This is a genomic window from Mycobacterium sp. HM-7, from assembly GCF_053852335.1.
This window is the reverse complement of the sequence record NZ_CM132657.1, coordinates 4,884,606-4,904,402: the sequence shown is the minus strand read 5'-3', so window position 1 is coordinate 4,904,402 and position 19,797 is coordinate 4,884,606. Positions and strand designations below refer to the sequence as shown.

21 protein-coding genes are annotated in these 19,797 nt (G+C 66.9%); 15 read left to right on the top strand and 6 right to left on the bottom strand.

The annotated features are described in order from the left end of the window. Nucleotides 1-7: 7 nt before the first annotated feature. From ACWW1C_RS23640 to ACWW1C_RS23605, 8 genes are all read left to right on the top strand, one after another. Nucleotides 8-1,132 (top strand): SecDF P1 head subdomain-containing protein, encoded by a 1,125-nt coding sequence (locus ACWW1C_RS23640; protein ID WP_455980525.1) that lies wholly within the window; start codon nt 8-10, stop codon nt 1,130-1,132. A 298-nt stretch (nt 1,133-1,430) separates the two neighbouring features. Continuing rightward, on the top strand, nt 1,431-1,805 hold the full coding sequence (rpsL, locus tag ACWW1C_RS23635) for a 30S ribosomal protein S12 (protein ID WP_133759556.1): 375 nt from the start codon (nt 1,431-1,433) through the stop codon (nt 1,803-1,805). Beyond that, complete coding sequence (gene rpsG, locus ACWW1C_RS23630; RefSeq protein WP_020101372.1) at nt 1,805-2,275, top strand: 30S ribosomal protein S7; 471 nt, start codon at nt 1,805-1,807, stop codon at nt 2,273-2,275. Before rpsL ends, rpsG begins: the two co-directional genes overlap by 1 nt. Before the next feature lie 160 nt (nt 2,276-2,435). Next, nucleotides 2,436-4,487: an elongation factor G gene (fusA, locus tag ACWW1C_RS23625; RefSeq protein WP_455984409.1), complete on the top strand. Its 2,052-nt coding sequence runs from the start codon at nt 2,436-2,438 to the stop codon at nt 4,485-4,487. 83 nt (nt 4,488-4,570) lie between these two features. After that, nucleotides 4,571-5,761 (top strand): elongation factor Tu, encoded by a 1,191-nt coding sequence (tuf, locus tag ACWW1C_RS23620; protein WP_166555597.1) that lies wholly within the window; start codon nt 4,571-4,573, stop codon nt 5,759-5,761. A gap of 146 nt (nt 5,762-5,907) precedes the next feature. Further along, the gene (locus ACWW1C_RS23615; protein ID WP_455980524.1) at nt 5,908-6,627 is read left to right on the top strand and encodes a PP2C family protein-serine/threonine phosphatase; all 720 of its coding nucleotides are present in this window, start codon (nt 5,908-5,910) and stop codon (nt 6,625-6,627) included. Between the two features lie 52 nt (nt 6,628-6,679). Further along, nucleotides 6,680-7,510: an SHOCT domain-containing protein gene (locus ACWW1C_RS23610; RefSeq protein WP_455980523.1), complete on the top strand. Its 831-nt coding sequence runs from the start codon at nt 6,680-6,682 to the stop codon at nt 7,508-7,510. 88 nt (nt 7,511-7,598) lie between these two features. Next, the gene (locus tag ACWW1C_RS23605) at nt 7,599-8,450 is read left to right on the top strand and encodes a mycofactocin-coupled SDR family oxidoreductase (protein WP_455980522.1); all 852 of its coding nucleotides are present in this window, start codon (nt 7,599-7,601) and stop codon (nt 8,448-8,450) included. A gap of 1 nt (nt 8,451) precedes the next feature. On the opposite strand, the gene ACWW1C_RS23600 is transcribed toward ACWW1C_RS23605, so the two are convergent. From ACWW1C_RS23600 to ddaH, 3 genes are read right to left on the bottom strand one after another with little or no spacing between them, the layout of a single operon-like run. Then, on the bottom strand, nt 8,452-9,219 hold the full coding sequence (locus ACWW1C_RS23600; protein WP_455980521.1) for a hypothetical protein: 768 nt from the start codon (nt 9,217-9,219) through the stop codon (nt 8,452-8,454). A gap of 9 nt (nt 9,220-9,228) precedes the next feature. Then, nucleotides 9,229-10,467: an ornithine--oxo-acid transaminase gene (gene rocD / locus ACWW1C_RS23595; protein WP_455980520.1), complete on the bottom strand. Its 1,239-nt coding sequence runs from the start codon at nt 10,465-10,467 to the stop codon at nt 9,229-9,231. Further along, nucleotides 10,461-11,339 (bottom strand): dimethylargininase, encoded by an 879-nt coding sequence (ddaH, locus tag ACWW1C_RS23590; protein ID WP_455980519.1) that lies wholly within the window; start codon nt 11,337-11,339, stop codon nt 10,461-10,463. Before ddaH ends, rocD begins: the two co-directional genes overlap by 7 nt. Before the next feature lie 121 nt (nt 11,340-11,460). On the opposite strand from ddaH, the gene ACWW1C_RS23585 reads away from it, so the two are divergent. The 3 genes from ACWW1C_RS23585 (at nt 11,461) to ACWW1C_RS23575 (ending at nt 14,285) form a co-directional block, all read left to right on the top strand. Further along, nucleotides 11,461-11,922 carry an Lrp/AsnC family transcriptional regulator gene (locus ACWW1C_RS23585; RefSeq protein ID WP_455980518.1) on the top strand — a complete coding sequence of 154 codons (462 nt, stop codon included), beginning with the start codon at nt 11,461-11,463 and terminating at the stop codon, nt 11,920-11,922. A 76-nt stretch (nt 11,923-11,998) separates the two neighbouring features. Then, entirely contained in the window at nt 11,999-13,174 is a 1,176-nt protein-coding gene (locus ACWW1C_RS23580) for an NAD(P)/FAD-dependent oxidoreductase (protein WP_455980517.1), read from the top strand. 31 nt (nt 13,175-13,205) lie between these two features. Next, nucleotides 13,206-14,285, top strand: coding sequence for a tellurite resistance/C4-dicarboxylate transporter family protein (locus ACWW1C_RS23575; protein ID WP_455980516.1), 1,080 nt, complete (start codon nt 13,206-13,208; stop codon nt 14,283-14,285). Here the strand turns inward: ACWW1C_RS23575 and ACWW1C_RS23570 are convergent. The 3 genes from ACWW1C_RS23570 to mftR all read right to left on the bottom strand — a co-directional run bounded on the left by ACWW1C_RS23570 (nt 14,267) and on the right by mftR (nt 16,789). Beyond that, the gene (locus ACWW1C_RS23570) at nt 14,267-15,544 is read right to left on the bottom strand and encodes a VOC family protein (protein WP_455980515.1); all 1,278 of its coding nucleotides are present in this window, start codon (nt 15,542-15,544) and stop codon (nt 14,267-14,269) included. The two genes, ACWW1C_RS23575 and ACWW1C_RS23570, sit on opposite strands and share 19 nt — an antisense overlap. Beyond that, a complete protein-coding gene (locus tag ACWW1C_RS23565) occupies nt 15,541-16,083 on the bottom strand; it encodes an RNA polymerase sigma factor (RefSeq protein ID WP_455980514.1) in 543 nt (180 codons plus the stop codon). Before ACWW1C_RS23565 ends, ACWW1C_RS23570 begins: the two co-directional genes overlap by 4 nt. 76 nt (nt 16,084-16,159) lie before the next feature. Beyond that, nucleotides 16,160-16,789 (bottom strand): mycofactocin system transcriptional regulator, encoded by a 630-nt coding sequence (mftR, locus tag ACWW1C_RS23560; protein WP_455980513.1) that lies wholly within the window; start codon nt 16,787-16,789, stop codon nt 16,160-16,162. 102 nt (nt 16,790-16,891) lie between these two features. Between mftR and mftA the strand changes: the two genes are divergently transcribed. Genes mftA through mftD form a run of 4 tightly spaced genes read left to right on the top strand, consistent with a single transcriptional unit; the run spans nt 16,892 to nt 19,750 of the window. Further along, on the top strand, nt 16,892-16,987 hold the full coding sequence (gene mftA, locus ACWW1C_RS23555; protein ID WP_020101386.1) for a mycofactocin precursor MftA: 96 nt from the start codon (nt 16,892-16,894) through the stop codon (nt 16,985-16,987). Then, nucleotides 16,972-17,352: a mycofactocin biosynthesis chaperone MftB gene (mftB, locus tag ACWW1C_RS23550; protein WP_455980512.1), complete on the top strand. Its 381-nt coding sequence runs from the start codon at nt 16,972-16,974 to the stop codon at nt 17,350-17,352. The genes mftA and mftB overlap by 16 nt, the downstream gene beginning before the upstream one ends. Next, complete coding sequence (mftC, locus tag ACWW1C_RS23545; protein ID WP_455980511.1) at nt 17,349-18,572, top strand: mycofactocin radical SAM maturase; 1,224 nt, start codon at nt 17,349-17,351, stop codon at nt 18,570-18,572. Before mftB ends, mftC begins: the two co-directional genes overlap by 4 nt. Nucleotides 18,573-18,574: 2 nt before the next feature. After that, on the top strand, nt 18,575-19,750 hold the full coding sequence (mftD, locus tag ACWW1C_RS23540; protein ID WP_455980510.1) for a pre-mycofactocin synthase MftD: 1,176 nt from the start codon (nt 18,575-18,577) through the stop codon (nt 19,748-19,750). Nucleotides 19,751-19,797 lie beyond the last annotated feature (47 nt).

Sequence of the window (19,797 nt, the reverse complement as noted above, 5' to 3'; positions counted from 1 at the left end):
AGGCTTGATGTCTGACGACCACACCGGCTGGCAGCCACCCCAACCGCCGCCGGGCATACCGATTACCTGGCCGCCGCCGCGGCCCGAGCCCGCGCCGTCCCGGGTGCCCCGCTGGCTCGTCGGCCTGGTGCTGGCGGTTCTACTGCTGAGTTATGGCGCGACGGTCTTCGCCACCAGGGACATCTGGCGCCCGGGCAAGCCCCGCCCGACGATCCAGGCCTCGCTCGAGATCCAGGCACCGCCCGGTACGACGCCGGACGCCCTCGCGCAGACACGCAAGGTCGTCGCATCGCGGATCGGTCACCTGGGCGGACACGACGTCGCCGTCCGGCTCGACGGGAGCGCCCTCGAGGTCAGCGCCACCGACGTGACCGAAGCGCAGCTGAAGGGCGTCACCGCCGTCGGCCGCCTCTATATCCGGCCGGTCATCCACGTGATCCCGGCGAAGCTCGACGCGACGGACCCATCGCACCCGTCGCAGACCCCACCGGCCCCGCAGGTGGCCGCCAGCCAGCGCATCGCCGATGAAAAGGCGCTGCGGCAGAGTGCGCAACCGCAGATTCAGCTGTTGGCGCTGCAGTTCCAGGCGACCCGCTGCGATCAGCCGGACCAGCTCGCCGACCACGACGACCCGAATCTGCCGCTCATCACATGCTCCGACGACCACAAGCAGGTGTATCTGCTGGACAAGTCGATCATCAGCGGCGACCAGATCAAAGACGCCTCGGCCCGGCAGGGTGGGCAGCGCGGCGACTATGTCGTCTTCGTGACCTTCGACGACAAGGCCGCCGATGTCTGGTCGACGTTCACCGCGGCGAACACCGGCGCCCGGACCGCCTTCACCGTCGACACGCAGGTGGTCAGTGCGCCGGCCCTGCTGGAGCCCATCACGACCGGGCGCACCCAGATCCATGGGCAGTTCACCTCTGATTCGGCGAAGTCGTTCGCCGCGGTGGTGGCCGGCGGGCCGCTACCGTTGCCGGTTTCCGTCCGGTCGGCGCACACTGGTCAGCTCGCTCCGGCGTTCTGGTCGGTACCACGAATCGCGGTCCTCGGTGGCGGGGTGGTGGTGATCTTCGCGGTCATTCTCGGAGTCCTCCTGATGGGCCGACGGACGTCCCGCCAGCTGTAAGGTGTTGATCACGCTCCCGGCTGCACGGCTCTGACCTGCGGTTTGAGTCCTCCTGGCGGGTTTGGATCGTGGCGGTCCGTACTGGTATCGTGGTGGTTCGTGCCTGGCCGACTGGGCGCTTGCATTCATTGTGTTTGCGGGCAAGCCTGCACGCCGGGCCAATTCGCATGTCCGTGGTGCACCGCAAGGTCTGTACCTGGCCTCGTGCGACACGCCCGGACGCGGGTACGCGATCAGGCGGAAACCGCAGTACAGAGACTTAAACCGCAGTACGACACGCAATAGAGAAAGCCGATAGATGCCAACCATCAACCAGCTGGTCCGCAAGGGTCGCCACGACAAGACCACCAAGGTCAAGACCGCGGCACTCAAGGGCAGTCCGCAGCGCCGTGGTGTGTGCACCCGCGTGTACACCACCACCCCCAAGAAGCCGAACTCGGCTCTGCGCAAGGTCGCCCGCGTGAAGCTGACGAGCCAGGTTGAGGTCACGGCCTACATCCCGGGTGAAGGCCACAACCTGCAGGAGCACTCGATGGTGCTCGTGCGTGGCGGTCGTGTGAAGGACCTCCCCGGTGTGCGTTACAAGATCATCCGCGGCTCGCTGGACACCCAGGGTGTGAAGAACCGCAAGCAGGCACGCAGCCGTTACGGCGCCAAGAAGGAGAAGAGCTAATGCCACGCAAGGGCCCCGCGCCGAAGCGGCCGCTGGTCAACGACCCGGTCTACGGTTCGCAGCTGGTTACCCAGCTCGTCAACAAGGTGCTGCTGGACGGCAAGAAGTCGCTGGCCGAGCGCATCGTGTACGGCGCCCTGGAGCAGGCTCGTGAGAAGACCGGCACCGACCCCGTCGTGACGCTGAAGCGCGCCATGGACAACGTCAAGCCGTCCCTCGAGGTCCGCAGCCGCCGTGTCGGTGGCGCGACCTACCAGGTGCCGGTCGAGGTCCGTCCGGACCGCTCGACCACCCTGGCGCTGCGCTGGCTGGTCAGCTTCTCGAAGGCTCGCCGCGAGAAGACCATGGTCGAGCGTCTGGCCAACGAAATCCTGGACGCCAGCAATGGCCTGGGTGCCGCCGTCAAGCGACGCGAGGACACCCACAAGATGGCCGAGGCGAACCGGGCCTTCGCGCACTACCGCTGGTGACTCAATCGCCGGCCGCCAATGCCGGCGGCCGGCGCATCTGATTCACAACTGACCGCCCTCCGGGCGACGCGGATTTACTTAAAGCAACTGAAAGAGTGGGAATCTAGCCGTGGCACAGGACGTGCTGACCGACCTGAACAAGGTCCGCAACATCGGCATCATGGCGCACATCGACGCCGGCAAGACGACGACGACCGAGCGCATCCTCTTCTACACCGGTATCTCGTACAAGATCGGTGAGGTCCACGACGGCGCCGCCACGATGGACTGGATGGAGCAGGAGCAGGAGCGTGGTATCACCATCACGTCCGCTGCCACCACCTGCTTCTGGAACGACAACCAGATCAACATCATCGACACCCCGGGCCACGTCGACTTCACCGTCGAGGTGGAGCGTTCGCTGCGCGTGCTCGACGGTGCCGTTGCCGTGTTCGACGGCAAAGAAGGCGTGGAGCCGCAGTCCGAGCAGGTGTGGCGTCAGGCCGACAAGTACGACGTGCCGCGCATCTGTTTCGTCAACAAGATGGACAAGCTGGGCGCCGACTTCTACTTCTCGGTCCAGACCATGAAGGACCGCCTGGGCGCGAACGTCATCCCGATCCAGCTGCCGATCGGCTCCGAAGGCGACTTCGAGGGCATCGTCGACCTGGTCGAGATGAACGCCAAGGTGTGGCGCGGCGAGACCAAGCTCGGTGAGAAGTACGACGTCGTCGAGATTCCCGCCGACCTTCAGGAGAAGGCCGAGGAGTACCGCACCGCCATGATCGAGGCCGTCGCCGAGACCGACGACGAGCTCATGGAGAAGTACCTGGGCGGCGAAGAGCTGACCGTCGACGAGATCAAGGCCGGCCTGCGCAAGCTGACCGTCACCAGCGCCGCCTACCCGGTGCTGTGTGGTTCCGCGTTCAAGAACAAGGGCGTTCAGCCCATGCTCGACGCGGTCATCGACTACCTGCCGACCCCGCTGGACGTCGCGGCCGCCGAAGGCCACGTCCCGGGCAAGGAAGACGAGATCATCTCGCGCAAGCCGTCGGCCGACGAGCCGTTCTCGGGCCTGGCGTTCAAGGTTGCGACGCACCCGTTCTTCGGCAAGCTGACCTACGTCCGCGTCTACTCGGGCAAGGTCGACTCCGGTGCTCAGGTCATCAACTCGACCAAGGGCAAGAAGGAGCGTCTGGGCAAGCTGTTCCAGATGCACTCCAACAAGGAGAACCCGGTCGATTCGGCTGCCGCCGGTCACATCTACGCGGTCATCGGCCTCAAGGACACCACCACCGGTGACACCCTGTGCGACCCGAGCAACCAGATCGTCCTGGAGTCCATGACCTTCCCGGACCCGGTTATCGAGGTGGCCATCGAGCCCAAGACCAAGAGCGACCAGGAGAAGCTGGGTACGGCGATCCAGAAGCTCGCCGAAGAAGACCCGACCTTCAAGGTGCACCTGGACCAGGAGACCGGCCAGACCGTCATCGGCGGTATGGGCGAGCTCCACCTGGACATCCTGGTGGACCGCATGCGTCGCGAGTTCAAGGTCGAGGCCAACGTCGGCAAGCCGCAGGTCGCCTACCGCGAGACCATCCGCAAGGCCGTGCAGAACGTGGAGTACACCCACAAGAAGCAGACCGGTGGTTCGGGCCAGTTCGCGAAGGTCATCATCAGCATCGAGCCCTTCATCGGCGAAGACGGTGCGACCTACGAATTCGAGAACAAGGTCACCGGTGGCCGCGTCCCGCGCGAGTACATCCCGTCGGTGGATGCCGGTGCGCAGGACGCCATGCAGTACGGCATCCTGGCGGGCTACCCGCTGGTGAACCTGAAGCTGACGCTGCTCGACGGTGCCTACCACGACGTCGACTCGTCGGAAATGGCCTTCAAGGTCGCCGGTTCGCAGGCGCTGAAGAAGGCTGCGCAGGCTGCGCAGCCGGTCATCCTCGAACCGATCATGGCCGTCGAGGTCACCACGCCCGAGGATTACATGGGCGACGTGATCGGCGACCTGAACTCCCGCCGTGGCCAGATCCAGGCCATGGAGGAGCGCAGCGGTGCGCGTGTCGTCAAGGCACAGGTTCCGCTGTCCGAAATGTTCGGCTACGTCGGCGACCTCCGGTCGAAGACCCAGGGCCGGGCAAACTACTCCATGGTGTTCGACTCGTACGCAGAAGTTCCGGCGAACGTGTCGAAGGAGATCATCGCGAAGGCCACCGGCCAGTAGGTCGTTGGTCCAGCAAAACCACAACTGAACACATCAACATCTGCTTTGAGTAAAAGCACCAACAAGTCCAGGAGGACACCACAGTGGCGAAGGCGAAGTTCGAGCGGACGAAGCCGCACGTCAACATCGGGACCATCGGTCACGTTGACCACGGCAAGACCACGCTGACTGCAGCAATCACCAAGGTTCTGCACGACAAGTACCCGGACCTGAACGAGTCGCGTGCGTTCGACCAGATCGACAACGCGCCCGAAGAGCGTCAGCGCGGTATCACCATCAACATCTCGCATGTTGAGTACCAGACCGACAAGCGCCACTACGCCCACGTGGACGCCCCCGGTCACGCTGACTACATCAAGAACATGATCACCGGTGCTGCCCAGATGGACGGCGCTATCCTCGTGGTCGCCGCCACCGACGGCCCGATGCCGCAGACCCGTGAGCACGTGCTGCTCGCCCGCCAGGTCGGCGTGCCCTACATCCTGGTCGCACTGAACAAGTCCGACATGGTCGAGGACGAGGAGCTCCTGGAGCTCGTCGAGCTCGAGGTCCGCGAACTGCTGGCCGCGCAGGACTTCGACGAGGACGCCCCCGTGGTCCGCGTCTCGGCGCTGAAGGCGCTCGAGGGCGACGCCACCTGGGTGAAGTCGGTCGAGGAGCTCATGGAGGCCGTCGACGAGTCCATCCCGGACCCGGTTCGCGAGACCGACAAGCCCTTCCTGATGCCCGTTGAGGACGTCTTCACCATCACCGGCCGTGGCACCGTTGTCACCGGTCGTGTGGAGCGTGGCGTGATCAACGTCAACGAAGAGGTCGAGATCGTCGGTATCAAGCCGACCGTCACCAAGACCACCGTCACCGGCGTCGAGATGTTCCGCAAGCTGCTCGACCAGGGCCAGGCCGGCGACAACGTCGGTCTGCTGGTTCGTGGTATCAAGCGCGAAGAGGTCGAGCGTGGCCAGGTCGTCGTCAAGCCCGGCACCACCACCCCGCACACCGAGTTCGAGGGCAGCGTCTACATCCTGTCCAAGGACGAGGGCGGCCGCCACACGCCGTTCTTCAACAACTACCGCCCGCAGTTCTACTTCCGTACCACGGACGTGACCGGCGTGGTTACCCTGCCCGAGGGCACCGAGATGGTTATGCCCGGTGACAACACCGACATCTCCGTCGTGCTGATCCAGCCGGTCGCCATGGACGAGGGTCTGCGTTTCGCCATCCGTGAGGGCGGTCGTACCGTCGGCGCGGGTCGCGTTACCAAGATCATCAAGTGATCTAGTTTTTCCAGCGGAGCGCCGCTCACCTTCGGGTGGGCGGCGCTTTGTTTTTGCCGTGAGAAGAGGTGTCGGCGCGTGGTAGTTGCAGGAAAGATGGCAGGATCATCCGCGATGGAGGGGAACACGATGAGGGGTGGCCTGTCGTGCGGGTGAACGTGCGCGCATTCACCGACACCGGACTACGTCGGAAGCGCAACGAAGATGCCGTGATGGTCGGCGGCTGGGTCAGCCAGATGCACAACGGTGTCCTGGTGGACATGCGGATGCAGCCCGGGTCCCCGTTCGTGTGCGCGGTGTGCGACGGCATGGGCGGGCACGTCGGTGGCGACGTCGCGAGCCGGACGGCGCTCAGCATGATCGCGACCATGTCGCCGGGCTGGACCGGTGGCGACGACATCACGTCGTCGCTGTCGTACGTCAGTGACTGGCTGTACGACATGGGCCGCGACACCGAGCTCGCCGGGATGGGTACCACCATCGCGGGTGTCTGTCTGACCGCCGACGAGGTGATCGTCTTCAACGTCGGGGACAGCCGGGTGTATTCGGTCGCCGGGGAGTCGCTGACCCAGGTGTCGGTCGACGACGCCGTGCTCGACGCCGCGGGCCGTCCGACGAACATCATCACCCAGTCGCTCGGCCAGGGCGTGCCCATCGCCGCGCACCTCTCCGCGACGCCGCTGCAGCCCGGCAGCTACCTGATGTGCTCCGACGGTGTGCACGGTCAGATGGAGCATCACGACCTGCAGGCGGCCACGGCGTGCAACGACCGGGGCGACGGTTCGGCCATCATCATCGGGACGGCGCGGGCCAACGGCGCCGCCGACAATTTCTCGTTCGTCCTGTTGGACGTCCTTGCCGACTGACCGGCACTAGAGTTCCTCGCAGCGGTTCGGCTGATCAAGGAGCGTGGCTGAAATGTTGGTGCGTTACCTCAAGGCTCAGGCCATGGTCCTGCTGTGTGGCGGCCTGGTGGGCCCGATCTTCTTGGCGGTGTACTTCTACTCCGGGCAAGACGAGCTGATGAAGTGGATGTTCTGGACCGGCCTGGTCGTCACCGCCATCGACGTCCTGGTCGCGCTCGCGCTGGCCGGGTTCGGTGAGATGCGGTCGGCGGAGCGCGAGGCGCTCGAGGTCGGCGGGGTGCTGGGTCTCGCCGAGGTCACCGGGATGGGGGAGACGGGCACCCGGGTCAATGAGCAGCCGTTGGTGAAGCTCAACCTGCACATCACCGGACCGGGCCTGGCACCGTTCGATGCCCAGGACAAAGTGCTCGCCTCCGTGAGCCGGCTGCCGATGCTCACGAGCCGCAAGCTCGTCGTCGTGGTCGATCCGGCGACCAACAAGTTCCATATCGACTGGCAGAGAAGCGCTTTGGTGTCGGGCATGATGCCGGTGCGGTTGACGTCGGAGCAGGACGGCCGAACCTACGACCTCACCGGACGCTCGGGTCCGATCATGGACATCCTGCAGATTCTCAAGGCCAACGGGGTGGCGCTCGAGGGTATGGCCGACCTCCGGTCGAATCCGGTCGTGCGGCAACAGGTCATGGACGTGGTCCGGCGGGCGACGGCCGCCGAGCGTGAGCGCGCGGCGGCACCGGCCGCGGCTGCCGCGCCCGTCGTGCCGCAGCCGCCGGCACCGTCGACCGCGCAGCGGCTGCAGGAGATCGAGACGCTGCGTGCGATGGGCACCATCAGCGAGGCCGAGTACACGGCGAAGCGCGCCCAGATCATCGCGGAGCTGTAGCCGAGGCCGCCTTTCGGGAGCCACTAGAACGCGTTCTAGTTTGGCTGCTAGCGTGGCGGTTGATTCCGGCGCGATGAAGGGACTGGCAATGACGGCAGGCGGAGCACTCGAAGGCAAGGTGGCGTTCATTACCGGGGCTGCCCGCGGGCAGGGGCGGGCGCACGCCATCCGGATGGCGCGCGAGGGTGCGGACATCGTCGCCATCGACATCTGTGGTCCCGTCTCGGACACCATCACCTACCCGATGCCGACGTCGGAGGATCTCGCCGAGACCGCACGGCTGGTCGAGGCCGAAGGCCGCAAGGTCCTCGCCCGCGAGGTCGACATCCGCGACTTGGCCGCCCAGAAGCAGGTCGTCGCCGACGCCGTCGAGCAGTTCGGTCGCCTCGACATCTTGGTGGCCAATGCGGGCGTCCTGAGCTGGGGCCGGCTGTTCGAGATGGACGAAGACCAGTGGGACAGCGTGGTCAACGTCAACCTGTCGGGGACCTGGCGCACCATCCGGGCCGTGGTGCCCGCGATGATCGAGGCCGGTAACGGCGGGTCGATCATCATCGTCAGCTCCTCGGCGGGCCTCAAGGCGACGCCGGGCAATGGTCACTACGCGGCCTCGAAGTTCGGCCTGGTCGGCCTGACCAATGCACTGGCGCTCGAAGTGGGCGAGTACGGCATCCGGGTCAACTCGATCCACCCGTACTCGATCATGACGCCGATGATCGAGCCGGAGGCCATGGGCGCGATCTTCTCCAAGTACCCGACTTACCTGCACAGCTTCGCGCCGATGCCGTACAAGCCCGTCGCGCACGACGGCAAGGCCGGTCTGCAGGAATTCATGACGCCGGAGGAGGTCACCGACGTGGTGACCTGGTTGGCCGGTCCGGGCGCGGGGACCATCTCGGGTTCGCAGATCGCCGTCGACCGCGGCGTCATGAAGTACTGACCTACGCGGACACCTGCCCGACCAGTACGTCCGCGAATTCCGTTGCGCCGGCTGTTGCTCTGATCGCGGGCCGGCCGCAGGTGGGTGCCGTCGTGCGCCGCAGGGCGGATTGGCCGTCGAGGTCGACCGAGACCTCGCCGGCCGTCGTGATCGTCACATCGATTGTGTGCCAGTCGTTGTCGGGCGATGCCGGGATCGGACCCGAGCCCGGGTCGGCGGGGTCGGCGACGGTCGTGAGCCCGACGGCGTACCCACCCGCCGCGGTGCGGACGCGACCGGTGAAGCGCAGCGAGCACGCCGGAGCGCCGGGTTGGATCAGACCGGCCCACGCGGCCGTCGGTGTGTCATGCGCGTCGAGGCGCGCGGTGCGGCCGTTGTTGGTGAACGTGGCGTCGACGCCGCCGACGGGCGTCCAGACGTTGAAGTCCGTCGGCTCCGGCGGGTGTGTCGGCACGATGGTCAGGCCGTTGAACGGTGTCGTCGTCGCGCTGGGTGATGCCGCGTTGTCTCGCGAGAGTTTGGTGGCGACCACCGTGCCGCCCGCCACCAGGGCGACGACGGCCAGCACGGCACCGCCGATGATCCACCACTTCCGCGCGCCGGACCGGTGCGGCGGACCTGGTTCTGTTGGGGCATAACGGGTTTGGTCGTCAACCCAGAGCGCCCATCCCGGGGGCGGCGGCGGCCAGGACGGATCCGGCTGCCAGTCCGGACCCGGTCGCCAGTCAGGCGCGAACGGGGGCCAGTTGGGTGGCGGATTGAAGCGCATCCTATGGGTCTACCACCGCACCGTCGACGGCTCGGCCAGCACCTCGGCGAATCGGTCCATCGCCCAATCGATTTCGGCCGGGGTGATCACCAGTGGCGGGGCGAACCGCAGGGTCGGGCCGTGGGTGTCCTTGGTAAGCACACCGCGCTCGGCCAGCCGCAGGCTGACCTCCCGTCCGGTGCCGACGGCCGGATCGAGGTCGACGCCGGCCCACAGGCCCAGCCCGCGGACGGCCGTCACGCCATGCCCGGTCATCGCCGTGAGGCGGGCGCGCAGATGGCGGCCGAGTTCGGTTGACCGGGCCTGGAATTCGCCGCGCTGCAGCATGCCCACGACGGTGGTGCCGATGGCCGTGGCCAGCGGGTTGCCGCCGAACGTCGATCCGTGCTCGCCGGGGTGCAGCACACCGAGCACCTCGCGGTCGGCCACCACCGCCGACAGTGGCACGACGCCGCCGCCCAGTGCCTTGCCCAGCACGTAGACGTCGGGCACCACGCCCCAGTGGTCGCACGCGAAGGTGCGGCCGGTGCGGGCCAGGCCGGACTGGATTTCGTCGGCGATCATCAGCGCGCGGCGTTCGGTGCACAGCGCCCGCACCCGGGGCAGGTAGTCATCGGGTGGCACGATGATGCCGGCCTCGCCCTGGATCGGCTCGATCAGCACGGCGGCGGTGTTGTCGTCCATTGTCGCCGCGAGCGCGTCGGCGTCCCCGAACGGCACCGTCCGGAAACCCGGCGTGTACGGACCGAAGCCCCGCCGTGCCGACTCGTCGTCGGAGAAGCTGATGATCGTCGTCGTGCGGCCGTGGAAATTGTTGTGTGCCACGACGATGTTCGGTTCGTCCAGTCCCTTGACATCTGAGCCCCACTTGCGGGCCACCTTGATCGCGCTCTCGACGGCCTCGGCGCCGCTGTTCATGGGCAGCACCAGATCCTTGCCGCACAGCTGGGCGAGGGCGGCGCAGAACGGACCGAGACGGTCCGAGTGGAACGCGCGGCTGACCAGGGTCACGGTGTCCAGCTGGGCGTGCGCGGTCGCGAGGATCTCGGGATTGCGGTGGCCGAAGTTCACCGCCGAATACGCCGCCAGACAGTCCAGGTAAGTCCGCCCCTCGGGGTCGGTGATCCACACCCCCTCGGCGGCCGCGGCGACGACTGGTAGCGGAGCGTAGTTGTGCGCGGCGTAGCGGTCGTCGAGGTCGATCAGCTGAGCCGTGCTTTGCGGCGCTCCCGCAACGGCATTCAGCATGACGTCGGGTACACCTCCAGGGTGCAGCACTTCACCGACCCGCCGCCCTTGAGCAACTCGGACAGGTCGACGCCGACGGGCCGGAAACCGGCGGCGGTGAGTTGCGCGGCGAAGCCGGTGGCGGCGGCCGGATGCACGACGTTCAGTCCGTCGGACACGGCGTTCAGGCCGAGCACATGGGCGTCGGCGTCCGCTACCTCGATGGCGCCCGGAAACATCTTGCGCAGCAACGCGACTGACGTGGCGCCGAACGCCGGGGGATAGAACGCGATGGTGTCGTCGTCGAGCACGGCCAATGCGGTGTCGAGATGGTAGAAGCGGGGGTTGACCAGCTGCAGGCTCACCAGCGGCAGCCCGGACAGCTTGGCGACCTCGTCGTGCGACTGTCGGTCGGTGCGGAATCCGTAGCCGGCGAGAATCTTTGACCCGACGATGAGCAGGTCACCCTGGCCTTCGTTGGTGTGTTCGGTGTACAGCGGGCAGTAGCCGTGGTCCATCATCCACCCGGCGTAGGCGATCGATTCGCCGGTGCGCTGCGGATAGGTGAACCGGGCGATGATGGCCACCTTCTCGAACCCGTCGTCCAGGACCAGTCCGCCGTTGGCGGCGTACACCATGTCGGGCAGGCCGGGGATCGGTTCGACCAGTTCGACGGTGTGCCCGAGGCTCCGGTACGTCCGGACCAGCTGTTCCCACTGCCGCACCGCCAGCGCGGTGTCGACGCTGGCGGAGGTGTCCATCCACGGATTTATCGCGTACTCGACGGCGAAATGCGTGGGCCGGGTCATCACATAGTGCCGGGGGCGGGCCACCCGGTCTGGTCGCCAGCCTGAATTCGGTGTCGCCATCTTGACGACATCAGTAATCGTCATAATTCGATGGTAGGAGCACTACTGCGCGCAAGCAATCGATGCTTGTTGCGCATATGTAACAGATCTATTGTGTGATCACTCGCGATTCAACAATCTATTGCGTGATGGAGGTGTGCGGCCGGTGGAAAGCGTCGACGAGACCGACGAGCGCATCCTGGCCGAATTGGCGGACAACGCGCGCGCCACGTTCGCCGAGATCGGTGAGCGGGTGAGCCTGTCGGCGCCCGCGGTCAAGCGGCGCGTCGACCGGCTGCTCGCCACGGGCGTGATCCGCGGCTTCACCACCGTCGTCGACCGGAATGTGATCGGTTGGGGGACAGAGGCATACGTTCAGGTGTACTGCCACGGCACCATCACGCCGGCGCAGTTGCGGCAGGCCTGGGAGGGTATCCCCGAGGTGGTGTCGGCAGCCACGGTGACCGGCACGTCCGACGCGATTCTGCATCTCCTGACCCGCGACATGAGACATCTGGAGGCGGTGCTCGAGCGCATCAGGGGCAGTGCGGCGATCGAACGCAGCGAAAGCATCGTGGTGCTGTCGAACATCGTGGAGCGCCGGGTCGGGGGCTGGGGCCAGGCCTGAACACCTGGCGGGTTGCTGAGCAACCAAGCGCAGGGTGGCCTACCTCGCACCGGCCGCATCGTGTAAGAAAGCCGACGTGACTACAAACGGAGGCATCGTCATTGTCGGTGGCGGTCTGGCCGCTGCACGTACCGCCGAGCAACTGCGCAAAGCGGAGTACGCCGGGCCGATCACGCTGATCAGCGACGAGGTCCATCTGCCGTATGACCGGCCGCCGCTGTCCAAGGACGTGTTGCGCGCCGAGGTCGACGACACGACGCTCAAGCCCGCCGAGTTCTACGCCGAGAACAACATCACGCTGCTGCTGGGTTCGGGCGCGGTCGCGCTGGACACGGAGGCCCAGACCGTGACCCTCGCCAACGGTGAGGTCGTCGCCTACGAGGAGCTGGTCATCGCCACGGGCCTGGTGCCCCGGACCATCCCGTCGCTGCCCACCCTCGACGGCATCCGGGTGCTGCGCACGTATGACGAGTCGCTGGCGCTGCGCGCGCACGCCGGTGCCGCCAAGCGCGCGGTGGTGATCGGCGCCGGGTTCATCGGCTGCGAGGTGGCGGCCAGCCTGCGCAAGATGGGTGTCGAGGTGACGATCGTCGAGCCGCAGCCCACGCCACTGGCGTCGGTGCTGGGTACCGAGATCGGTGAACTGGTGGCGCGGCTGCACCGCGCCGAAGGTGTCGACGTGCGCTGCGGGGTCGGGGTCACCGGCGTGACCGGCACCGGCCACGTCGAGAAGGTCCAGCTGGCCGACGGCACCGAGCTCGATGCCGATGTCGTCGTCGTCGGTATCGGGTCGCGCCCGTCCACCGACTGGCTCGAAGGCAGTGGCATCGCCGTCGATAACGGTGTCGTGTGCGACGCCGCCGGCCGGACGAGTGCGCCGAACGTGTGGGCCATCGGTGACGTCGCCTCCTGGCGCGACGCGGCGGGACACCAAGTGCGCGTAGAACATTGGAGCAACGTGGCCGAGCAGGCGCGGGTGATCGTGCCGGCGATGCTGGGCCAGGATGCCACGGCCGCCGTGGTGGTGCCCTACTTCTGGAGCGACCAGTACGACGTCAAGATCCAGTGCCTGGGTGAGCCCAAGGCCGGTGACACGGTGCACATCATCGAGGACGACGGCCGCAAGTTCCTGGCCTTCTACGAGCGTGACGGCGCGGTCAGCGGTGTGGTTGGCGGCGGCATGCCGGGCAAGGTGATGAAGAACCGGGCCAAGGTCGCCGCCGCGGTGCCGATCGCCGACGTTTTGGGCTGAGTTCCCGGGGGCGGCGTGCTTGGCTGTCGATATGACTTCTGAGGTTCGGGCCGGGGGCCTGCGTGCTGCGGTACGCACCCTCGAGCCGGGCTACTTCGCGGTGGTCATGGCGACGGGCATCGTGTCGACGGCGACGTGCCTACTGAAACTGCACGCGCTGTCGGCGGTACTGCTGTGGATCGCCGGGATCGCCTACACAGTGCTGGTGGCAGGCAATGTCGCGCGAATCGTCTTGTTCGGTAGAGAGTTTCGGGATGGCCTGACCGATCCCGAACGCAGTTTCACGCTGTTCACGTTCGTCGCAGGTACCGATGTCCTGGGTGCCCGATTGTTGCTCGACGGCCACGTCGCACCGTCGGTCTGGCTGTCGATCGTCGGGGTCGGGGCCTGGCTGGTACTGGGGTACCTGATTCCGTGGACGGCGGTACTCAGCCATCCGGAGCAGCCCGCCCTCTCCCGCGTGAACGGTACGTGGTTTCTCGCGGTGGTCGCCGCCCAGTCCGTGGCGGTCATGGCCGCGGGACTGCAGCCGTTGCTCGGCGAGACCAACCGGCCGCTGGCGCTGCTCGCGGTGCTCTGCTGGTCGGTCGGTGTCTTTCTGTACGCGGCCGCCGGGATTCTGGTCGCGCTCCGCATGTTGATGTATCCGGTCACCGCGCAAGAACTCACCCCGCCCTACTGGATTGCCATGGGTGCCACCGCAATCACGGTCTTCGCCGGCGCTCGCATCGCGCAGATGGCCGACACCCCGGTGGTCGTTGCCACGCGGGGCCTGATCGCCGGGGTCGCCGTGCTGTTCTTCGCGTTCGGTACCTGGCTGATCCCGGTGTTGATCGCGGCCGGGTTCTGGCGGCACCTCATTCGACGGGTGCCGCTGCGTTACACCGCGGCGCTCTGGAGCATGGTGTTCCCGTTGGGGATGTACGCGGTGGCGGGGCACTACCTCGGACTGGCTGACGGGTTGCCCGCTCTGACCGATATCGGTGACCTCGCGGGCTGGGTCGCACTGGGTGCGTGGACGCTGACGTTCCTTGCGATGTGTGGCTCGGTGGGCGCGAATGCCCGCGCGGCACGCGGGCCTTCGCGCACCCCTCAGAAAGCTCCGAGGTAGAAGCGGGCGCCCTGGTCGTCGGTGCAGTGCGCCATCATCCCGTACGGCTGTCGGGACGGCGCTTCGATCACCGAACCGCCGGCTTCCACGACTCGCACGACGGCGGCGTCGATATCGGTCACGGTCCACATCGGGACGGTGACGGTCTGGGCGGCGCCGCCGGCCAGACCGGACATCGGATGGCAGTCCTGGACGGCCCACCCGTCCTCGATGCGGCCGGGTTCGAACGTCCAGGACAGTACCTGGCCGTAGAACTGCCGGAACGCGGCCGAGTCGGTCACTTCGTATGTCTGGTACGAAAGTTCGCCTGGCCCAGCACCGTTCAGCTCGGGGCGGGGAATGTCCGGCGTCGGCTGGAACACCGCGAAAGCGGTGCCCAGGGCATCGGTGGCATCCAGGGTCGGCCCCCATTCGTGGTCCTCCGGCGTGCCCACCTGACCGCCCGCGGCCAGGATCGCCTGCCGCGCCGCGTCGAGGTCGCGCACCGCGTAGCAGCAGAACACCGTCTGCGGGCCGGTGGTCTCGAAGATGCCGGTGTGCAGTCGGTTGCCGGTCACCTTGTGCGTGCCCGGGTCGTACGTCCAGCCGAGCACGTGGCCGTAGAAGGCGGCCGCCCGCTGCGCGTCGGGCGTCTGCACCGAGATGTAGCCGATGTCGCCGTGCCGGATCGGGACCGTGACGGGGACCGGTCCGGTGAGCATCCAGCGATGACCGAACGGATCGATCACCACAGCGGTTCGCGAGCCGTGGGCTTCGTAGGGTTCCCGCTGCACCTGTGCGCCGTGTTGCCGGGCCTGCGCCAGAGCGGCGTCCGTGTCCGGTACCGCGATCATGAGACTGACCGAAACCGACTGGGGTGCCGGTGCTTTCAGTCCGAGCTCGGAGAATTCGTCGGCGAGGTAGAGCACGCCGCCGGCCAGGGTCAGCTCGGCATGGCCGATCCGGCCGTCGTCCATGACGACCGGGTCACCGACGACGGTGGCACCCAGCGCATCGACGTACCAGGCGATAGCAGCCCGCGCATCGGCGACGGCGAGATAGGGGAGGGCCGCCGGTCGGGGCACCTCTACCGGAACGGCGACGGGCGCGTTCAGGTCGGCAATGGCGGTGTCGGTTCCACTCATGACAACTCCTTTCGGAAGGGTGACGGCGGCTTCCAGGCGCGCCCGGAGCCGGGCCGCGAAGGCCGGGGCGGGTTGCACCGGGATTTCATCGCCGGCCAGGACCGTCAGCGGGTCGTGACTGTTGTGCCCGGTCATGACGCACCTCCGTCCTGGTATTCGGTTCGGAATGCCCTCTTGGCGCGCACCAGCAGGGCCTCGGTGGCGTGCACGGTGCGTCCGATCAATTCGGCACATTCGGGCACCGGGCGGTCATCGAGATATCGCAGTGTCAGCACCATGCGGTGCTGTTCGGGCAAGCGGGCCAGCGCGGCCTCGGCGACGATCCGGTCCAACTCGGCGTCCCAGTCGTCGAAAGGCTCTGCGGGCTCGGGCGTTTCGGATACGGGCACGGTGAAGCGGTCGTGCCTGCGGCGGTAGTGATCGGCGAGCTTGTGCCGGGCGACACCGATGAGCCACGGCACCGAGATCACCGGCGGCGCCTCTCGCCGGGCGGCGTCCATCGCCGCCAGAAACGTCTCCGACGTCAGGTCTTCCGCGGTGCCCCGATCACCGCAGCGCCGCACGAAATACCCGTAGACCACGGGCAGCGCCGAGTCGTACAGCGCCAGCAGCGTCTGCGGAGCATCACCGTCTGATTCGCCCCTCACACCCTTATCGTCGCGCCGGGCGGTCATTTTCCGACGCCCCGAACGAAAATTCCCGTGATCTGTGCACGGTTATCCGCTCTGACCGCGGAAAAGCGTGCACGAATCACACGGCGCTGATGCCGTCGCGGACGATGTCGAAGGCTTCGCCCAGGGCATCGGGCAGCGAGACGGTCTCGTCGGCCAGCCACTGTTCGTAGGCGGTCAGCGCCACGCCGAGCACCGTCCACGCCACCGTCTGGGGCACCAGCTCGGTCGGCTTGGAGTTCAGCCGGCGCGCGACGAATGCCGCGATCACGCCGCGCCAGCCCGCGTACATCGTCATCGAGTAGGCCTGCAGCGCGTCGGTCTGCAGGATCACCTGCATCCGGCGTCGGTGCCGGGGCGTCTCGGATTCGTCAAAGCTGTTGAATTCCAGCAGCGCTGACCGCAGAGCGGCGTCCAGCGGCACGTCATGGGGGACGGCGTTCAGCAGGTCCCGCAGGTTGGTCAGACTCGCGTCGAAGTCGGCCCACGGGATGGCATTCTTCGACGAGAAGTACCGGAACAGGGTGCGCCGGGAGATTCCCGCGGCCAGGGCGACGTCATCGACGCTGACGTCGTCGAAGCCGCGGGTGGCGAACAGTTCGAGCGCCACGTGGGTGATGTGGTCGCGCGTCGTGGAGCGGCGACGGCCCACGCGGCCGTGCTGTGGGGCGGTCCCGGTGTGCGCGGGACGCTCCGAATCGGTCCGCATCAGACCCGCCCTTCCTTTTCGGCACTCGATGCCATATTCTTGCGACTTGGATCACAGTTGTCGAGTTCCCGACAACTGCCACGGTAGCGAAAGGGGCGATCCATGGACTCGAATCAGCAGGCGAATTCCGATACCGAACTGGTCACCGAGACTCTGGTCGAAGAGGTCTCGATCGACGGTATGTGCGGGGTCTACTGACCGTGTCTGCACCAGCCGCGGCCCGGACCGGGCCTGCAGAGGCCGGATTGCCGGCTCCGCCGGCGTCGGCCTTCGATCCGGACCGCGGCTGGCAGCTGCACCACCAAGTCGCCGTCCGTCCCGAACCATTCGGTGCGCTGCTGTATCACTTTGGTACACGCAAACTTTCGTTCCTGAAGAACCGCATCATCGTCGAGATCGTCAACTCGCTGGCCGACCATCCGGATGTTCGCAGCGCCTGCCGCGCCGCCGGTATCGACGATGACCAGCAGGGGCCGTATCTGCACGCGTTCGGCGTGCTGGTCCAGTCCAAGATGCTGATCCCGGCCGACCAGAACAGCCAAGAAGGATCCACCGCTTCATGACCGCAACGGCACCCGTGCCCCGGCTGATCGAGCAGTTCGAGCACGGCCTCGACGCACCCATCTGCCTCACCTGGGAACTGACCTACGCCTGCAACCTGTCCTGCGTGCACTGCCTGTCGTCGTCGGGCAAGCGGGACCCGCGCGAGCTCAGCACCCGGCAGTGCAAGGACATCATCGACGAACTCGAGCGCATGCAGGTGTTCTACGTGAACATCGGCGGCGGCGAGCCGACGGTGCGGTCGGACTTCTGGGAACTCGTCGACTACGCCACCGAGCACCACGTCGGCGTCAAGTTCTCCACCAACGGCGTGCGCATCGACGAAGCGGTCGCCGCCAAGTTGGCCGCGAGTGACTATGTGGACGTTCAGATTTCGCTCGACGGCGCGACCGCGGAGATCAACGACGCGGTGCGTGGACCGGGCTCGTTCGCCATGGCGATCCGGGCGCTGGAGAACCTGAAAAACGCCGGTTTCAAGGACGCCAAGATCTCGGTCGTGGTGACCCGGCACAACGTCGACCAGCTCGACGACTTCAAGGCCCTGGCCGACAACTATGGCGCCACCCTGCGCATCACCCGGCTGCGTCCGTCCGGTCGCGGCGCCGACGTGTGGGACGACCTGCATCCCACCGCCGAGCAGCAGGTGCAGCTGTACAACTGGCTGGTCGCCAAGGGCGAGCGCGTGCTCACCGGTGACTCGTTCTTCCATCTGTCGGGCCTCGGCGAGCCTGGTGCGCTGGCCGGTCTGAACTTGTGCGGCGCCGGCCGCGTGGTGTGCCTGATCGACCCGGTGGGCGATGTGTACGCCTGCCCGTTCGCCATCCACGAGCGCTTCCTTGCCGGAAACATCCTGAGTGACACAGGTTTTGGGGCCGGATTCCAGAACGTCTGGCAGAACGCACCGCTGTTCCGCGAACTTCGCGAGCCCCAGTCGGCCGGTGCCTGCGGCAGCTGCGGGCACTATGACAGCTGCCGCGGCGGTTGCATGGCGGCCAAGTTCTTCACCGGTCTGCCGATGGACGGACCGGACCCCGAATGCGTCCAGGGCTTCGGTGAACCCGCCCTGGCGCAGGACCGCGACAAGCCCAAGTCGCACCTCGACCACTCCCGTAGTGGCGGCGCCGATCCTTCCCGTCGCTCCGCCAGGGCCCCGATACCCCTCAAACTCCTGGCCATGCCGGCCAAAGCCCCGCAAAAGTTCTGTAACGAAAGTCCTGTCTAGTCATGGCCCGTGATACCTGGTTCGAAACTGTCGCCGTCGCGCAGGAGCGCGCGAAGAAGCGGCTCCCCAAGTCCGCCTACTCCTCGCTGATCTCGGCGAGTGAGAAGGGGCTGACGGTCGCCGACAACGTCGCGGCGTTCGGCGAGCTCGGCTTCGCGCCGCACGTCATCGGTGCGCTGGACAAGCGCGAGATGGCGACGACCGTTATGGGTCAAGACATTTCGCTGCCCGTGATCATTTCGCCGACCGGCGTGCAGGCGATCCACCCTGATGGGGAGGTCGCCGTCGCGCGCGCGGCCGCAGCCCGCGGCACCGCGATGGGGCTGTCGTCGTTCGCCAGTAAGCCGATGGAAGAGGTCATCGCGGCGAACGACAAGACGTTCTTCCAGATCTACTGGCTCGGCAGCCGCGACGACATCGCAGCCCGGGCCGAGCGCGCCCGCGCGGCCGGCGCCAAGGGCCTGATCGTCACCACCGACTGGAGCTTCAGCCACGGCCGGGACTGGGGCAGTCCCAAGATCCCCGAGAAGATGGACCTCAAGACCATCCTCAAGATGAGCCCCGAGGTGATGACCAAGCCCCGCTACATGTGGACCTGGGGCAAGACCCTGCGCCCGCCGGAGCTGTCGGTGCCGAACCAGGCCATCAACGGTCAGGCCGCGCCGCCGTTCTTCCACGCCTATGGCGAGTGGATGGGCACGCCGGCTCCGACGTGGGAAGACATCGCCTGGCTGCGTGAGTTGTGGGGCGGACCGTTCATGCTCAAGGGCGTCATGCGCATCGATGACGCCAAACGTGCTGTGGACGCGGGTGTTTCGGCGATCTCGGTGTCCAACCACGGCGGTAACAACCTGGACAGCACCCCGGCGTCGATCCGGGCGCTGCCCGCCATCGCGGAGGCCGTCGGCGACCAGGTCGAGGTTTTGCTGGACGGCGGCATCCGCCGCGGCAGCGACGTGGTCAAGGCGCTGGCGCTGGGTGCCCGCGCGGTCATGCTCGGCCGGGCCTATCTGTGGGGGCTGGCGGCCGAGGGACAGGCCGGCGTCGAGAACGTGCTCGACATCATGCACGGCGGTATCGACTCGGCGCTGCGGGGTCTGGGCAAGGGCTCGATCCACGACCTCGGACCGGACGACGTCTTGGTGCCGGAGGGCTTCATCCGGCGGCTGGGCGGCTGACGCCGTCCGACGATCAGGTGTGATTCGACGGGTCCGCTGATACGTGC

Bases quoted from the DNA above. Each gene is read 5' to 3' on its own strand.
- mftR (WP_455980513.1), bottom strand. From the start codon at position 16,789: ATGCGGACCGATTCGGAGCGTCCCGCGCACACCGGGACCGCCCCACAG.
- fusA (WP_455984409.1), top strand. From the start codon at position 2,436: ATGGCGCACATCGACGCCGGCAAGACGACGACGACCGAGCGCATCCTC.
- ACWW1C_RS23600 (WP_455980521.1), bottom strand. From the start codon at position 9,219: ATGCGCTTCAATCCGCCACCCAACTGGCCCCCGTTCGCGCCTGACTGG.
- rpsL (WP_133759556.1), top strand. From the start codon at position 1,431: ATGCCAACCATCAACCAGCTGGTCCGCAAGGGTCGCCACGACAAGACC.
- ACWW1C_RS23570 (WP_455980515.1), bottom strand. From the start codon at position 15,544: ATGACCGGGCACAACAGTCACGACCCGCTGACGGTCCTGGCCGGCGAT.
- rocD (WP_455980520.1), bottom strand. From the start codon at position 10,467: ATGCTGAATGCCGTTGCGGGAGCGCCGCAAAGCACGGCTCAGCTGATC.
- ACWW1C_RS23565 (WP_455980514.1), bottom strand. From the start codon at position 16,083: ATGACCGCCCGGCGCGACGATAAGGGTGTGAGGGGCGAATCAGACGGT.
- ACWW1C_RS23610 (WP_455980523.1), top strand. From the start codon at position 6,680: ATGTTGGTGCGTTACCTCAAGGCTCAGGCCATGGTCCTGCTGTGTGGC.
- rpsG (WP_020101372.1), top strand. From the start codon at position 1,805: ATGCCACGCAAGGGCCCCGCGCCGAAGCGGCCGCTGGTCAACGACCCG.
- ACWW1C_RS23640 (WP_455980525.1), top strand. From the start codon at position 8: ATGTCTGACGACCACACCGGCTGGCAGCCACCCCAACCGCCGCCGGGC.
- mftA (WP_020101386.1), top strand. From the start codon at position 16,892: ATGGACTCGAATCAGCAGGCGAATTCCGATACCGAACTGGTCACCGAG.
- mftC (WP_455980511.1), top strand. From the start codon at position 17,349: ATGACCGCAACGGCACCCGTGCCCCGGCTGATCGAGCAGTTCGAGCAC.
- mftD (WP_455980510.1), top strand. From the start codon at position 18,575: ATGGCCCGTGATACCTGGTTCGAAACTGTCGCCGTCGCGCAGGAGCGC.
- ACWW1C_RS23605 (WP_455980522.1), top strand. From the start codon at position 7,599: ATGACGGCAGGCGGAGCACTCGAAGGCAAGGTGGCGTTCATTACCGGG.
- ddaH (WP_455980519.1), bottom strand. From the start codon at position 11,339: ATGACGATTACTGATGTCGTCAAGATGGCGACACCGAATTCAGGCTGG.
- ACWW1C_RS23575 (WP_455980516.1), top strand. From the start codon at position 13,206: ATGACTTCTGAGGTTCGGGCCGGGGGCCTGCGTGCTGCGGTACGCACC.